Origin of the sequence: Gordonia hongkongensis (assembly GCF_023078355.1) — a bacterium.
In the GTDB taxonomy this organism is placed as follows: Bacteria; Actinomycetota; Actinomycetes; order Mycobacteriales; family Mycobacteriaceae; genus Gordonia; species Gordonia hongkongensis.
Genome location: NZ_CP095552.1, coordinates 850,320 through 864,378, shown reverse-complemented (window position 1 = coordinate 864,378; position 14,059 = coordinate 850,320). Strand labels below are relative to the sequence as shown.

Annotated in this window: 14 protein-coding genes and 1 pseudogene; 6 read left to right on the top strand and 9 right to left on the bottom strand. The window is 68.3% G+C overall.

Going from position 1 to position 14,059, the window contains the following annotated elements:
• Positions 1–4: 4 nt before the first annotated feature.
• From purQ to MVF96_RS03950, 3 genes are all read right to left on the bottom strand, one after another.
• Positions 5–685, bottom strand: a complete 681-nt coding sequence (gene purQ / locus MVF96_RS03960; protein WP_058251220.1) for a phosphoribosylformylglycinamidine synthase subunit PurQ — start codon at positions 683–685, stop codon at positions 5–7.
• Positions 686–695: 10 nt separating this feature from the next.
• The gene (gene purS, locus MVF96_RS03955; protein WP_010844201.1) at positions 696–935 is read right to left on the bottom strand and encodes a phosphoribosylformylglycinamidine synthase subunit PurS; all 240 of its coding nucleotides are present in this window, start codon (positions 933–935) and stop codon (positions 696–698) included.
• Positions 936–1,030: 95 nt separating this feature from the next.
• Entirely contained in the window at positions 1,031–1,513 is a 483-nt protein-coding gene (locus MVF96_RS03950) for a glutathione peroxidase (RefSeq protein WP_137810230.1), read from the bottom strand.
• Between the two features lie 126 nt (positions 1,514–1,639).
• Between MVF96_RS03950 and MVF96_RS03945 the strand changes: the two genes are divergently transcribed.
• Together MVF96_RS03945 and MVF96_RS03940 are read left to right on the top strand one after the other, a co-directional pair.
• A complete protein-coding gene (locus MVF96_RS03945) occupies positions 1,640–2,146 on the top strand; it encodes a MarR family winged helix-turn-helix transcriptional regulator (RefSeq protein ID WP_065629103.1) in 507 nt (168 codons plus the stop codon).
• 131 nt (positions 2,147–2,277) lie between these two features.
• Positions 2,278–3,825 (top strand): DHA2 family efflux MFS transporter permease subunit, encoded by a 1,548-nt coding sequence (locus MVF96_RS03940; protein ID WP_065629102.1) that lies wholly within the window; start codon positions 2,278–2,280, stop codon positions 3,823–3,825.
• Positions 3,826–3,939: 114 nt separating this feature from the next.
• Here the strand turns inward: MVF96_RS03940 and MVF96_RS03935 are convergent.
• Together MVF96_RS03935 and MVF96_RS03930 are read right to left on the bottom strand one after the other, a co-directional pair.
• A pseudogene (locus MVF96_RS03935) lies at positions 3,940–6,107 on the bottom strand (S9 family peptidase).
• Positions 6,107–7,003, bottom strand: a complete 897-nt coding sequence (locus tag MVF96_RS03930; RefSeq protein WP_137810234.1) for a phosphoribosylaminoimidazolesuccinocarboxamide synthase — start codon at positions 7,001–7,003, stop codon at positions 6,107–6,109. The pseudogene MVF96_RS03935 and the gene MVF96_RS03930 overlap by 1 nt, the downstream one beginning before the upstream one ends.
• An 89-nt stretch (positions 7,004–7,092) precedes the next feature.
• On the opposite strand from MVF96_RS03930, the gene MVF96_RS03925 reads away from it, so the two are divergent.
• Complete coding sequence (locus MVF96_RS03925; protein ID WP_247451303.1) at positions 7,093–7,380, top strand: Rdx family protein; 288 nt, start codon at positions 7,093–7,095, stop codon at positions 7,378–7,380.
• A gap of 223 nt (positions 7,381–7,603) precedes the next feature.
• Here the strand turns inward: MVF96_RS03925 and purB are convergent, their stop codons facing one another.
• From purB to MVF96_RS03910, 3 genes are all read right to left on the bottom strand, one after another.
• Positions 7,604–9,031: an adenylosuccinate lyase gene (purB, locus tag MVF96_RS03920; RefSeq protein WP_247451301.1), complete on the bottom strand. Its 1,428-nt coding sequence runs from the start codon at positions 9,029–9,031 to the stop codon at positions 7,604–7,606.
• A gap of 63 nt (positions 9,032–9,094) precedes the next feature.
• Positions 9,095–9,496: a hypothetical protein gene (locus tag MVF96_RS03915; RefSeq protein WP_205333414.1), complete on the bottom strand. Its 402-nt coding sequence runs from the start codon at positions 9,494–9,496 to the stop codon at positions 9,095–9,097.
• A 99-nt stretch (positions 9,497–9,595) separates the two neighbouring features.
• Complete coding sequence (locus MVF96_RS03910) at positions 9,596–10,189, bottom strand: TetR/AcrR family transcriptional regulator (protein ID WP_205333427.1); 594 nt, start codon at positions 10,187–10,189, stop codon at positions 9,596–9,598.
• 181 nt (positions 10,190–10,370) lie between these two features.
• Here MVF96_RS03910 and MVF96_RS03905 point away from each other — a divergent pair, with 181 nt between their 5' ends.
• The 3 genes from MVF96_RS03905 (at position 10,371) to MVF96_RS03895 (ending at position 12,697) form a co-directional block, all read left to right on the top strand.
• Positions 10,371–11,126, top strand: coding sequence for a DUF6882 domain-containing protein (locus tag MVF96_RS03905; protein WP_247451299.1), 756 nt, complete (start codon positions 10,371–10,373; stop codon positions 11,124–11,126).
• Positions 11,127–11,179: 53 nt separating this feature from the next.
• Complete coding sequence (locus MVF96_RS03900; RefSeq protein ID WP_165630588.1) at positions 11,180–11,671, top strand: nucleoside deaminase; 492 nt, start codon at positions 11,180–11,182, stop codon at positions 11,669–11,671.
• 81 nt (positions 11,672–11,752) lie between these two features.
• Positions 11,753–12,697 carry an alpha/beta hydrolase gene (locus tag MVF96_RS03895; protein WP_068971235.1) on the top strand — a complete coding sequence of 315 codons (945 nt, stop codon included), beginning with the start codon at positions 11,753–11,755 and terminating at the stop codon, positions 12,695–12,697.
• 73 nt (positions 12,698–12,770) lie between these two features.
• On the opposite strand, the gene purD is transcribed toward MVF96_RS03895, so the two are convergent.
• Positions 12,771–14,024: a phosphoribosylamine--glycine ligase gene (gene purD / locus MVF96_RS03890; protein WP_175401151.1), complete on the bottom strand. Its 1,254-nt coding sequence runs from the start codon at positions 14,022–14,024 to the stop codon at positions 12,771–12,773.
• Positions 14,025–14,059 lie beyond the last annotated feature (35 nt).

Sequence of the window (14,059 nt, the reverse complement as noted above, 5' to 3'; positions counted from 1 at the left end):
GCATTCACGCCGAGGCGAGGACCGAGTCGATCGCCGAGTAGAACAGGCCGAGGCCGTCGTCGCTGGGTCCGGTGAGCGGCTCCGTGGCGTGCTCGGGATGCGGCATCAGGCCGACGATCCGCCCGTTAGGGCTCGAGATACCGGCGATGTCGAGGGACGAACCGTTCGGGTTCCGCTCGGGGAACCGGAACACGACGAGCCCCTCACCCTCCAGCTCCTCGAGCTTGCGCTGCGAGGCCACGTAACGTCCTTCGCCGGACTTGAGCGGGATGAGGATCTCCGCACCCTGCTCGAAGCGGGTCGTCCAGGCCGTGGTGTTCGACTCGACGCGCAGCCACTCGTCGCGACAGATGAAGTGCAGGCCCTCGTTACGGGTCAGGGCACCCGGCAGCAGCCCGGCCTCACAGAGCACCTGGAAACCGTTGCAGATACCCAGGATCGGCATCCCCTTGCCGGCTGCCTCGACGACGGATCCCATCACCGGGGCGAAGCGGGCGATGGCCCCCGCGCGCAGATAATCGCCGTAGGAGAATCCGCCGGGGACGATGATCGCGTCGACGCCCTTCAGGTCGGCGTCGCCGTGCCACAGCGCGACCGGCTCGGCGCCGGCCAGCCGGACCGCGCGGGCGGCGTCGACGTCGTCGAGGGTGCCGGGGAAGGTGATGACCCCGATGCGTGCTGTCATGTGCTGCTCTCTACTCCGCGACGCGCGAGACGTTGAAGTTCTCGATGACGGTGTTGGTCAGCAATTCCTCGGCGATGCGCTCGAGCGTCGTGTCGTCGACCGTGTCGTCGACCTCGAGCTCGAAGCGCTTGCCCTGACGGACGTCGCCGATCCCACTGAACCCGAGCCGGCCCAGGGCGCCGACGATGGCCTGCCCCTGCGGGTCGAGAATCTCGGCTTTGGGCATCACGTCGACCACCACTCGCGCCATGGACCGCTCCTCAATGTCTGCTGGTCGGTTGTCGCCTGACCGGTGTTCTCCCGATCAGTTCACGCCGGTCAGCTTACCGGGTGCACCAAATCGGCTCAGAGCACGGATTCGATGGCGGCGACGACCGTCGGATCGGTCGGCTCGGTGCGCGGACGGAAGCGGTTGACCACCTCACCGTCGGCGTTGACGAGGAACTTCTCGAAGTTCCACTGGATGTCGCCGGCCTCCCCGTCGGCGTCGGCGTGCTGGGTGAGTTCGGCGTAGAGCGGGTGACGCGCCTCGCCGTTGACGTCGGTCTTCTCCAGCAGCGGGAAGGTCACCCCGTAGGTCGCCGAGCAGAAGGTCGCGATCTCCTCGGCGGTACCCGGCTCCTGCCCCATGAACTGGTTGCAGGGCACTCCGACGACGGTGAGTCCCTTGTCTCCATACGTCTTGGCGAGTTCCTCCAGGCCGGCGTACTGCGGCGTGAGGCCGCACTTGCTGGCGACGTTCACCACGAGCAGCGGTCCGCCGAAGTCCTTCAGCGAGACGTCGGAGCCGTCCAAAGCGGTAACGGGGATGTCCTTGATGTTGGCCATGGCTGCCAGATTAGACGGCGCCCGCGCCGCCTTCGGGAGAGCCGGGTCACAGGTGCCGCCACGGTATGCGCAAGGTCACCGTTAATTGCGTTTCGGCAATAGTTGCATTCGGGTTAGCATCTTTCGGTGTCCGGAGAATGCAGGTCGAACAGCGGCGCCGACGAGTCGGTGAACGCTGCGTCGTCGGCGCTCAACGCCTTCCTCGAGCGGCTCCTCGATCTGAGCCGGCCCGAGGCGCTGGAGAGTCTGGCGGCAAGCGAGGTCACGTTCTCGCAGCTCCGGATCCTCTCCACGCTTGCATGCCAACCCGGGCCGATGCCGGTCAACGCGATCGCCGATCACGTTCACCTGTCCCTCGCGGCCGCCGGCCGGACGGTGGACAAGCTGGCGACCGGAGGTCTCGTCGACCGTCGAGAGGACCCGTCCGACCGTCGGGTCAAGCGCATCTCCCTCACCGACGCGGGCCGGCGCTACCTCGAGACCCATCTGGCCGTGAAGCGCGGGACCATCCGACACTTCGTCGCCAACCTGCCCGCAGACATGCGCGACAACCTCTGCGCGGCACTGCGTCCCATCGTCGACGACGGCGTCGACCATTTCTGTCTGCCCACCGACGGACGGCAGGCCTCGTGACTCCCTCTCCTACCTCGTCGCTCCCTGATCTCTGACCACCGACCCTCACGGGGTCGAACGAGCCAACAGACTTCTCTGCCGCGGATGGCCGCGGCACGCCCATTTCTCGCCCGACCGATAGGAACACGCGAATGACCTCATCCACAGGTGGCCACCTGCACGACGGCCCACCCGACACCAAGTTGGACCGTCACGTCCTGCTTGTCGCGGGCGTGGTCGTGCTCGGCGCGATCATGTCGATCCTCGACGTCACCGTGGTGGCGGTCGCCCAGAACACCTTTCAGCAGGAGTTCGGCACCGACGCCGCGGGCGCCGCCTGGACCGCGACCGGTTACACCCTGGCACTGGCGGCGGTGATCCCGTTGTCGAGTTGGGCGGCATCGCGTTTCGGCACCAAGCGCGTCTACCTCGTCTCGCTGGTCCTGTTCACGGTGGGTTCGGTGTTGTGCGCGCTGGCGCCGAACATCGGCATGCTCGTGGCCTTCCGCGTGATCCAGGGACTCGGCGGCGGCATGCTGATGCCGATCGGCATGATGATGCTGACCAAGGCGGCCGGTCCCGAGCGGGTCGGTTCGGTCATGGCCGTGCTCGGTATCCCGATGCTCCTGGGTCCGATCTCGGGCCCGATCCTCGGCGGCGTCCTCATCGAGCAGCTGAGCTGGCACTGGATCTTTCTGATCAACGTCCCGATCGGCATCATCGCGCTGGTCTACTCGTGGATCGTCCTGCGCGACGACGCGGAGACCAGTCGCCCCTCGATCGACGTCGTCGGTCTGTTGCTCCTGTCGCCGGGGCTCGCGTTGTTCCTGTTCGGTATCTCCTCGAGCGCCGAGCACCGCACGTTCGTCACGGCATCGGTTCTGGTGCCGACCATCATCGGTGCACTGCTGATCGTGGCCTTCATCGTGCACGCCCTGCGCAAGAAGAACCCGCTGCTCGACCTGCGGCTCTTCGCGAACCGCACACTGAGCATCTCCGTCATCACGATGGTGCTGTTCATGGTCGCGTTCTTCGGTGCGGCGCTGCTGTTCCCGCAGTACTTCATCGGCGTGCGCGGCGAGTCCACGTTGACCGCCGGTCTGCTGCTGGCCCCGCAGGGCATCGGCGCCATGCTCACCATGCCGATCACCGGCCGTCTCACCGACAAGATGGGTCCGGGCAAGTTCGTGCTCGCCGGCATCGTCCTGATCGTGCTGGGTCTGAGTACGTTCATGTTCCTCGGCGCCGAGACCTCGTACTGGCTGATCTGCGGTTCGCTGTTCGTGCAGGGTCTCGGCATGGGCATGACGATGATGCCGATCATGTCCGCGGCCCTCGCGACCCTCAGCAACCCGCAGGTCCCGGACGGTTCGACGCTGCTGAACGTCATCCAGCAGTCGGCCACGTCGATCGGTACGGCCGTCATCTCGGTGATCCTGGCCAGCAGTCTGGCGAGCCGACCCGAGGCGGGACTGGCGATCATGGCGAACACCTCCGACGATCCGCTGCCGCCGGGCGTGCCGAACCCGTTGCCGGAGTCGTTCTTCGAGACCGCGGCGGACGTGTTCTCGAGCACGTTCACCATCTCGGTGGTCCTGATCGTCCTCACCCTGATCCCCGCGTTCTTCCTGCCCCGCAAGAAGATCGCGTCGCCTCTCACCGAAGAGGACATGGACCGCGGTCCGATCATGATGCACTGATCATCGCCTGCTGATCGCAAACCAAAGCCCCATCGACTTCCGGGTCGGTGGGGCTTTGTGGTTTCGACAAGCTCAACCAGCGGAAGGGTGAGCTCAACCAGCGGAAGGGTGAGCTCAACCAGCCGGAGTATCGAGCGCGCCCGACTGCTGCAGGATCCATGCGATCTCGAACGCGACCTCTTCCCACTGCTTGTAGCGTCCGCTGACGCCACCGTGGCCGGCGGACATCTCGGTCTTGAGCAGTACCGGATTGTCCGAGGTGGTCTTCTCCTGCAGTCGCGCAACCCATTTCGCCGCCTCGGTGAACAGCACCCGGGTGTCGTTGAGCGAGGTCAAGGCGAGGATCGGCGGATACGGCTTCGCGTCGACGTTCTCGTACGGCGTGTAGGTCTTCATGTACTCGTAGACCTTCGGGTCGTGCAGCGGGTCACCCCACTCGTCCCACTCGATCACCGTGAGGGGCAACGACGGATCGAGGATCGAGTTCAGCGCGTCGACGAACGGCACCGACGCCAGGATCCCGTTGAACAACTCGGGCGCGAGGTTCGCGACCGCACCCATCAGCAAACCGCCCGCGGACCCGCCCTCCGCGACCATCTGCTGCGGTGTCGTCCACCCGGTGTCGACGAGATGCCGTCCCGCGGCCACGAAGTCGGTGAAGGTGTTCCGCTTGCTGAGTTCCTTGCCGTTCTCGTACCAGTAGCGCCCCATCTCCCCGCCACCGCGGATGTGCGCCAGGACGAAGACCATGCCGCGATCGAGCATCGACAGTCGCGCCACCGAGAAGTACGGGTCGATACTCGCCTCGTAGGAGCCGTAGCCGTAGAGGAGCAGGGGCGCCGGCTTGGCGGCGTCGGTTTCCTTGCGCCGCACCACCGACAGCGGGATCCGGGTGCCGTCCTCGGCGACGGCCCACTCCCGCGACTGCACGTAGTCGGCCGGGTCGTAACCGCCGAGCACCGGCTGCCGCTTGAGCAGGGTCCGCTCGCCGGAGGCGACGTCGAGCTCGAACAGTTCCGCCGGTTCGATGAAACTGCCATATCCGATGCGGAGCCTCGGGGCACGCCATTCCGGGTTGGCGCCGAGGCCCGCGGAGCCGAGTTCCTGGTCGAAGGTCACCTCGCGGAAATCCGATTCGACCGGGATGCCGTCGATCTGCCGCAGATCGGCGATCGCGAGACGCGGCAACGCATCTCGGCGGTAGGACAGGACCAGGTAGTCGGCGAAGGCGTCGAGGTCCTCGATCCGTCGCTGCGGGTCGTGCGCGATCAGCGGACGACGGTCCGACGGGTCGGCGACCGGCGCGAGGTCGATGGCGAAGTTCTCCGCCTTCTGCCCGTCGCGGACTTCGTTGTGCACGATGACCAGATAGTCCTCGCCGCCGATGACGGCGTGCTCGACGCTGTACTCGACCCCGTCGACCCGCGGTGTGACGCTGCGGAATTCACCCGTCGGATCGTCGGCGGCGAGCAGGTAGCTCTCCGAGGTGATCTTGGACCCGACGCCGATGACGAGGTACTTGTCGCTCCGGGTGGTGCCCATCCCGACCCAGAACCGCTCGTCGGGCTCGTGAAAGACCTTGACGTCGGCCGTCCCGGCACCGATGTCGTGACGCCACACCGTGTCCGGGCGCCAGGCGGCGTCGACCGTCGAGTAGAACACGTGCCGGGCGTCCGCCGACCACACCGCACCCCCGAGGTGTCGCGAACCTCGTCGGGGAGGAGTTCCCCGGTGCGAAGGTCCTTGACGCGCAGGGTGTATCGCTCGTCCCCGACGATGTCGATGCTGTAGGCGAGCCAGTTGCCGTCGTCGCTGACGGTCAGCGCCCCGAGGCTGAAGAAATCGTGACCCTCCGCCTCGACGTTGGCGTCGAGCAGGATCTCCTCGCCGGGCAGCGGGTCGTCGCCCACCTCTGGCGGGGTCCAGTCGTCCTCGGACCGGATCGGGCAGCGGCACGATGTCGAGTACTGCTTGCCCTCATGGGTTCGCCCGTAATACCAGTGCCGCCCGCGCCGGTTGGGCACCGACATGTCGGTTTCCTTGGTGCGGCTCTTGATCTCGCCGAAGATCTGCGTGCGCAGGTCCGCCAGCTGCGCGGTGTGCGATTCGGTGAAGGCGTTCTGCGCCTCCAGGTAGGCGATGACCTCCGGATCGTCCTTGTCGCGCAACCATTCGTAGTCGTCGACGAAGGTGTCGCCGTGGTGGGTGCGTTCGGTGGGCACCTTCTTGGCCACCGGCGCGGTGACCGGCGCTGCGTTCATGATGGTCTTCTCGTCGGTCATCAGATCACCTCTGCGTCGGGCCAGTCCGCGAAGGACTTTCGCGAGATCCATTCGTAGGCATCGATATAGCGCTGCCTCGTGCGGTCGACGACGTCGTCGGGCAACGGCGGCGGCGCTTCATCGGAGGCCCGGTCCCACCCGGATTCGGCACCGGTGAGCCAGTTTCGCACGATCTGCTTGTCGAAGCTGGGCTGCACCTTGCCGGCCTCGTAGGTGGCGGCCTCCCAGTACCGCGACGAGTCGGGGGTGAGCACCTCATCGGCCAGGACGAGTTCACCGTCGGCCCCGCGGCCGAACTCGAATTTGGTGTCGGCCAAGATAATTCCGCGCTCGGCGGCGACGGCGGCGCCGCGGGCGTAGATGTCGAGGGTGGCCGATCGTAGCGCCTGCGCCAACTCCTCCCCCTCCTGCTCGACGACCCGCTCGAAACTGATGTTCTCGTCGTGCTCACCCTGCTCGGCCTTGGTGGCCGGCGTGAAGATCGGTTCGGGGAGCTTGCTCGCCTCCGCCAGTCCCGCCGGCAGTTCGACGCCGCACACCGACCCGGTCGCCTGGTAGTCGAGCAGGCCCGAGCCGGTCAGGTAGCCGCGGGCAACGCATTCGACCTGCACCATCGGCAGTCGACGGACCACCATCGACCGGCCTACGACCGACGCCGGGATCCGTTCGTCGGTGGGTCCGCCGGCCAGGTGGTTGGGCACGCCGAGCTCGTCGAACCAGTAGAAGCTCATCGCGGTCAGGATGCGCCCCTTGTCGGGGATCGCGGGACTGAGGATGTGGTCGTAGGCCGAGATCCGGTCGGACGCCACCAGCAGCAGGGTGTCGGCGTCGATCTCGTAGATCTCGCGGACCTTCCCCGACGCCAGATGACGGTAGGACTGCAGTTCAGGACGCATGGACTCGACCCTAGAGGGTGAGGTGACCCCGCGGGGCGGCAGGGACCACCCGTCCGGCCGTGGGCCCCGGGGTCTGCGATCCTGGACCGATGAGCGAGCCGCACATCACCATCACCTACTGCACGCAGTGCAACTGGCTGCTGCGAGCGTCGTGGATGGCCTCGGAACTGCTGAACACCTTCGGCACCGAGATCGGCGCGGTGACCCTCGTCCCCGGCACGGGCGGGGTGTTCGCCATCGACGTCGACGGCACCCAGATCTGGGAACGCAAGCGCGACGGCGGCTTCCCCGGTGCTCCCGAACTCAAGCGTCGCGTGCGCGACACCGCCCTCCCGGACTGGAACCTCGGGCACTCCGACGTCTCGACCCCCGAGTGACAGAGCCGACCTTCTGCTCCCTAATCCGAAAGAACGACCCCATTGCTCCCTGAGGTGTGAGGAGCGATAGCGACGAGCCACGAAGGGCCTGGTGAGACACGTTGCGGAGCCCTTCGTGGCTCGCTTCGCTCGCACCTCAGGGAGCAGACGGGGTCGCGCTCCTCAGGGAGCAGGGGGTAGCAGGCACTCCGACGTCACCGCGCCGGAGTGAGATGGCGGAGAGCTACAGGATCGGCGCCGGCGAGTAGCCGGCGGCGTCGGGGTACTGCCCGATGATCTTCTCCGCGGCCGCGATGACGTCGGCGACCTGCTGTTCGGCGGCACCGACGAAGGCCGTCTTGTCGGCCAGCAACGCGTCGAGCCCGGTGCGGTCGAGCGGGATGCGGTCGTCGGCGGCGAGCCGGTCGAGGAGGTCGGGTTCGCGTCCCTCCTCCCGCATGGCGAGCGCGACCGCGACCGCGTTCTCCTTGATCGCCTCGTGCGCGGTCTCCCGCCCGACGCCGGCGCGCACCGCGGCCATCAGGACCTTGGTGGTCGCGAGGAACGGCAGATAACGGTCGAGTTCGTTGGCGATCACGGCCGGGTAGGCGCCGAACTCGTCGAGCACCGTCAGGAAGGTCTCCATCAGTCCGTCGATCGCGAAGAACGCGTCGGGCAGGGCCACGCGACGGACGACCGAGCAGAAGACGTCGCCCTCGTTCCACTGCGCGCCCGCCAGTTCGGCGGCCATCGAGCCGTATCCGCGGAGTACGACCGCGAGCCCGTTGACGCGTTCGCAGCTGCGGGTGTTCATCTTGTGCGGCATCGCCGAGCTGCCGACCTGACCGGGCTGGAAGCCCTCGGTGACCAGCTCGTGGCCCGCCATCAGCCGGATGGTGTGGGCCAGCGACGACGGCGCGGCCGCCAGCTGCACGAGTGCCGACACCACGTCGTGGTCGAGCGACCGCGGATAGATCTGGCCGACCGAGGTGAACGAGCGGGCGAACCCGAGGTGATCGGCGACCCGGCCCTCGAGGTCGGCGAGCTTCACCGCGTCGCCGCCGAGCAGGTCGAGCATGTCCTGCGAGGTGCCCATCGGCCCCTTGATCCCGCGCAGCGGGTAGCGGTCGATGAGTTCGCGCAACCGGGTGAGCGCGATCATCAGCTCGTCGGCGGCCGAGGCGAACCGCTTGCCGAGCGTGGTGGCCTGGGCGGCGACGTTGTGACTGCGTCCGGCCATCACCGTCGACGAGTAGTCGGCGGCGCGTGCGACGATGCGCGCGAGCACTGCCACGCCGTGGGCGTGGACGTGTTCGAGCGAACGCAGGATCTGCAGCTGCTCGACGTTCTCGGTGAGGTCGCGGCTGGTCATGCCCTTGTGGATCTGCTCGTGGCCGGCCAGGGCGTTGAACTCCTCGATCCGGGCCTTCACATCGTGGCGGGTGACCCGTTCACGCTCGGCGATGGATGCGAGATCGACCTGGTCGACGACGCGCTCGTAGTCGGCGATGGCGTCGGCCGGTACGTCGATGCCGAGGTCGCGCTGCGCCTTGAGGACCGCGATCCACAGTCGCCGTTCGAGCTCGATCTTGGTGCTCGCCGACCACAGTTCGGCGAGATCGGCGGAGGCATAGCGGCTGGCCAGGACGTTGGCGATGACGGGCTTCGACACCCGGTCAGTGTAGGTCGCGGCCGTCGCGATCCTCAAAACCCGGAGAGGGCCGCGCACACACCGTCAGAACGCGATGCACGCCCCGTTGGACCCGTAACCCTGTCGCACGCGGACGAACGTCGGCGCCGACACCTTCCCGTTCTGCACGGCATACAGATACTTGTCACCGGTCCGGTGCGGCACCCAGGTGGTCGAGGCGAGCGCACCCTGCGGCAGGTCGCGTCCGACGAAGCGCGGCGGCAGACCCGCCTTGACCTCCAAGAACTCGACCCAGCCGGACGAGTTGACCGCCACGGTCAGCGGATAGGTGCAGCCGGTGCCGTAGACCGCCGAGGAGAACGGAACCGACGCATCGACCCGCCCGGCCGGCGCGGCCTGCGCTGTCGGGGCGACGAACGCCGTCGCTGCCATGACGGCCGCGCCGAGCGCGGCCCCGACTCCCACCATCCATCGTCTCGCTGACACGCGATCCCCTTCCCCGTCGGTGACCTGACGACCCATCGTGTCATCGCCGCGTCCACCGCGCGGTGAGTTCGCGAGGTTCGGCCCGGGCGCTCCGTCCGGTCACTCCCGCGGGGCGAGGACGTCGACGACGTTGAGCAGGGCGTCGCGCACCGCGTCGACCGGTCGTACGGCCGTCTGGGACAACGCTCCCACGATCGCTCCGTCCTCGATGCCGATCAGTTGTGCGATGTGCGCCGGATCGGCGACCCGGTGCGACTTCACGAGGACCTCGCAGTGATGGAACGCGAGCGATTGTCCCCGACTCGCGACGACCTCGCGCAGTAGCGGATACCGCGCCGCGAGCGCGATCATCTCGTACCGCGCGGACAGTTGCTGAAGGGTGGTGTCGGAACCGACGAAGACGTCGGCGAGGGCACCCGCCGTCGCCGTGCTGCCCCGGTGCCGGCGCGGAAGAGCGTTGCAGCGGGCGGCGACTGCGGTCTCGTCGTGCGCGCACAGATTGGCGGCGGCCTCGGCCATCAGGTCGTCGAGGGAACCGAAGTAGTAGGTGGTCGACGCCAGCGGTAGTTGCGCACGCTCGGCCACCGCGCGATGACGCACCGCATCGAAGCCTCCTTCGAGCAGCAACTCGCCGGCAGCCTCGATCAGTCGAGACCGCCGCCGCGCACCCTTCGGTGTCGCCGCCGAGGTCATCATGGGAGTCAATGCTGCCAAAGGGCCGGTACCGTCGTATCGCTTTCACCAAAGCGATACACGCCCAGGCGGATTCCCGTATAAGCCCGCTGACCTCGGCGAAATGCCCGACGGCGGTCGGCCGTCAGTCGGACGTCGGACAGAGGGGTACGACGACCATACCCGCGGTTACCGTGACCTCATGCAGTTCGACGGCCTCCATGCTGTCGCCGATTACGCGGCGCTCTACACCTGTCTGCGGCAGGTCGCGTTCGCCGACTTCCTGCGCGAACGGCTCGGTAGCTTCGAGTCGCGCTGCGACCCGGCGGAGCGGTCCGTCGTCTTCACCTCGACAGTCTCGTCCGACCCGGGCGGGCAGCGCGACTGTGTCCGTTCGCGTGCCACCCTGATCGCGGTCATCGAATCGGACGCGATCGTGTGGGGGTGGGCCCATCCCCGCGGCGAACCGGCGGGTCCAGCCGCCGCGCTGCGCGACGTCGGCGCCCGATTCGGCGTCGATGATTTCGCCGTTCCCCGGGTGTCGTTGCCGCCCAGCCTGTCTCGCGACCAGATCGCCGACTACCGGACAGAGGCGATCGACATCGTGGCCGCGGCCGCGGTCGAGAGCACCGGGATCAGTCCGTACTGGACGGCACAGCACGACGACGGGGATCTCGCGGTGTACCTCCTCGACGACGTCGCGCTGCCCGAACCGACCTTCGCCGACTTCGCCACCACGATGCCGACGGTGATGAGATCACTTGCGGTCAACGATCATCGGGTGGCGATCCACGGGATGGCCGCCCGCCGCGGCTGGCACATCAGCTGGCGCACCGGCTCCGACGGCGGCCGGTCGCCGATCTGCGACGTCACCGACGGCGAGTCGGTGGCGCACGTCGAGTTCGACCGGCGCGCGCGGCCCGTCGACTTCAGCTGTGAACTCGTCGGGCAGGCCTGAGACACTCGCCGTTCGCCCCACGCCGGCGTGCGGAACCGTGCGACGATCGGGACATGTCCCCCGACAGTCACGAGGACCCAGACATCACCCATCTCCGGCAGGCGATCGACCTCGCCGCCCGGGCCCGGACGCGCGGCGACCACCCGTTCGGCTCACTGCTGCTGGCGCCGGACGGCAGCGTGGTCGCCGAAGCGATGAATTCCGTGGACACCGCGGGTGACCCGACCGGGCATGCCGAGACGAACGTCGTCCGCGCGGTCGGGCACCTCGATCTCGACACGCGCGCCGAGCTGACGCTGTACACCAGCACCGAGCCGTGCGCCATGTGCGCCGGCGCGATCTACTGGGCCGGGGTCGGGACGGTCGTCTACGCGCTCGGCGAGGACGACCTGCGGGAGATGACCGGCGACGATCCCGCCAATCCCACGCTGGCGATGCCGTGCCGACGGATCTTCGAGGCGGGCAGTCGGCCGATCGTGGTACGCGGTCCGTTCGCAATCGACGCCGCACACGAGGTCCACGCCGGTTTCTGGCAGCACAGCTGAGAGGAGATTCCTCACAACGGTGCGCGTCGGGAGCCATTCCGTTGCGGCGGGACGGGGGTCGGCCATTACCCTGTTGACTCGATGACCCGAGTGCCACCCCTCCCGAGCAATCCCGACGAACACGCCCGTGCGTTCGTCGGGCGTCGTGCTGTCCTGGCCGCCGGCCTCGGCGCCGCCGCCCTGGGGGTCGCCGCGTGCTCGGGGTCGACCCCGCCGACGTCGGTGGAGCCCCGCAAGCTCGAGGGTCGGGCCGACGATGAACTACCGGTCGAGGCGTCGCCGCCACCGGTCACCGGCGGCCCACCGCTGATCACCGGCAGCTTCCGCTCGGCGCGCATGGCCGGGCGTGACACGCGCTGGGCCGTCGCCCGGCCCAACGGGGTGACGGGCACCCTGCCCGTCGTCGTCGTGCTGCACGCGCTCAACACCAACGAGAAGTCGATCTTCGGGCCGAAGCTCGAGATGCAGTCGGTGATGCAGCAGTACGTCGACGCCGGGAACGCGCCGTTCGCGCTGGCCGCCGCCGACATCGGGCGCAACTACTACCACCGACGCACCGACGGCGCCGACGGGGGCGCGATGATCCTCGACGAGTTCCTGCCGATGCTCGCGAGCAATCCGGACCTGGACCTGTCCACCGAACGCATCGGCCTGTTCGGATGGTCGATGGGCGGGTACGGCGCGTTGCGCCTGGCGGCCATGCTGGGTTCGCCGCGTGTCGCCGCGGTCGCGGTCAGCTCCCCCGCGATGTGGGCCGACCCGCGCAACTTCCCGCCGCGCGCCTTCGACGGCCTCGCCGACTACCAGACGAACTCGCTGTTCGGAGCCCAGCCGAAGTTCGCGAAGATCCCGCTGCTGATCAACATCGGCTCGAGCGACCAGTTCTACACCTACACGCGGCAGTGGGCCGCCGGACTCCGGCCACCGGCGGCGTTCGGGACCGCGGCGGGTGGTCACACCAATCGCTACTGGCGCAGCGTCCTGCCCGAGCAGGTCGAGTTCCTCGGGCGGAACCTGGCGGTCTGAGTCGACCGTCGTTCCCTATTTCGTTCGCGCACAACCGATTTCGGTGATCGGGAACGGGACGAGTGAGCGAGACTCAGATGCTGATCCGGCCCTCGAGGGCGTTGCGGCCGATGTCGCGGCGGAAGTGCGAACCGGGGAGCTTGATGTTGGCGATCCGCGCGTAGGCCTGCTCGCGAGCTTCGGCGAGATCGGCGCCGGTGCCCACCACCGCGAGCACCCGCCCACCCGAGGAGACGACGGCGCCGTCGGCGTTGCGCGCGGTGCCGGCGTGCAGCACCCCGTCGGTGTCGGCACCGGTGATGAGGTCGCCGGTTCGCGGCTTGCCGGGGTAGTTCTCCGCGGCGACCACGACGGTGACCGCGGCCCCGTCGCGCCACTGCAGCGGCGGGAGGTCGGCGAGGGTGCCGGTGGCGGTCGCGTGCAGCGCCTGCCCGAGCGGCGATTCGAGCAGGGCCAGCACCGCCTGGGTCTCCGGATCGCCGAAGCGACAGTTGAATTCGACGACGGCGGGCCCGTCAGACCCGATCGCCAGACCGGCGTACAGCAGGCCGGAGAACGGGATGCCTCGTCGAACCATCTCGGCGGCAACGGGTTTGACGACCTCGTCGACGATGCGCGTGGTCATCTCGGCGGGCAGCCAGGGCAACGGCGTGTAGGCACCCATCCCGCCGGTGTTCGGTCCGGCGTCGTCGTCCCCGACGCGCTTGTGGTCCTGCGCAGGCAGCAGGGGCACCACGGTCTCGCCGTCGACGAGGCAGAACAGCGACACCTCCGGCCCGTCGAGGAAGCTCTCCAGCAGGACGGGGTGGCCGCTCTCGAGGCACTCGGCCGCGTGATCGCGGGCGACGTCACGGTCCGCGGTGACGACGACGCCCTTGCCCGCGGCCAGACCGTCGTCCTTGACGACCCAGGTCGGGCCGAACCGGTCGAGTGCGGCGTCTAGCCGGGCGGGATTGTCGACGATCTCGGCGTGGGCGGTCGTGACCCCCGCGGCCTTCATGACGTCCTTCGCGAAGGCCTTCGACCCCTCGATCTGCGCGGCCTCGGCACTCGGACCGAAGGTCGCGATGCCGGCCGCGCGCAGGGCGTCGGCGACCCCGAGGACCAGGGGCACCTCGGGACCGATGACCACGAGGTCGGCGCCGATCTCGCGTGCCAGCGCGACGACCGCGTCGCCGGAGACGGCGTCGACGGGATGGTTCGTGGCGATCGACGAGGTGCCGGCGTTGCCCGGGGCGACGTGCAGGTCGGTGACCGCCGGATCGTTCGCCAGACCGATGAGGAGGGCATGTTCGCGGCCGCCCGAGCCGATCACGAGTACGCGCACGTCCATGACTCTAAACGCCGGTACCCGTGACCGCC

Coding starts and splice junctions, on each gene's coding strand:
- purQ (WP_058251220.1), bottom strand. CDS start 685: ATGACAGCACGCATCGGGGTCATCACCTTCCCCGGCACCCTCGACGAC.
- purS (WP_010844201.1), bottom strand. CDS start 935: ATGGCGCGAGTGGTGGTCGACGTGATGCCCAAAGCCGAGATTCTCGAC.
- MVF96_RS03950 (WP_137810230.1), bottom strand. CDS start 1,513: ATGGCCAACATCAAGGACATCCCCGTTACCGCTTTGGACGGCTCCGAC.
- MVF96_RS03940 (WP_065629102.1), top strand. CDS start 2,278: ATGACCTCATCCACAGGTGGCCACCTGCACGACGGCCCACCCGACACC.
- MVF96_RS03930 (WP_137810234.1), bottom strand. CDS start 7,003: ATGCGTCCTGAACTGCAGTCCTACCGTCATCTGGCGTCGGGGAAGGTC.
- MVF96_RS03925 (WP_247451303.1), top strand. CDS start 7,093: ATGAGCGAGCCGCACATCACCATCACCTACTGCACGCAGTGCAACTGG.
- MVF96_RS03910 (WP_205333427.1), bottom strand. CDS start 10,189: ATGACCTCGGCGGCGACACCGAAGGGTGCGCGGCGGCGGTCTCGACTG.
- MVF96_RS03905 (WP_247451299.1), top strand. CDS start 10,371: ATGCAGTTCGACGGCCTCCATGCTGTCGCCGATTACGCGGCGCTCTAC.
- MVF96_RS03900 (WP_165630588.1), top strand. CDS start 11,180: ATGTCCCCCGACAGTCACGAGGACCCAGACATCACCCATCTCCGGCAG.
- MVF96_RS03895 (WP_068971235.1), top strand. CDS start 11,753: ATGACCCGAGTGCCACCCCTCCCGAGCAATCCCGACGAACACGCCCGT.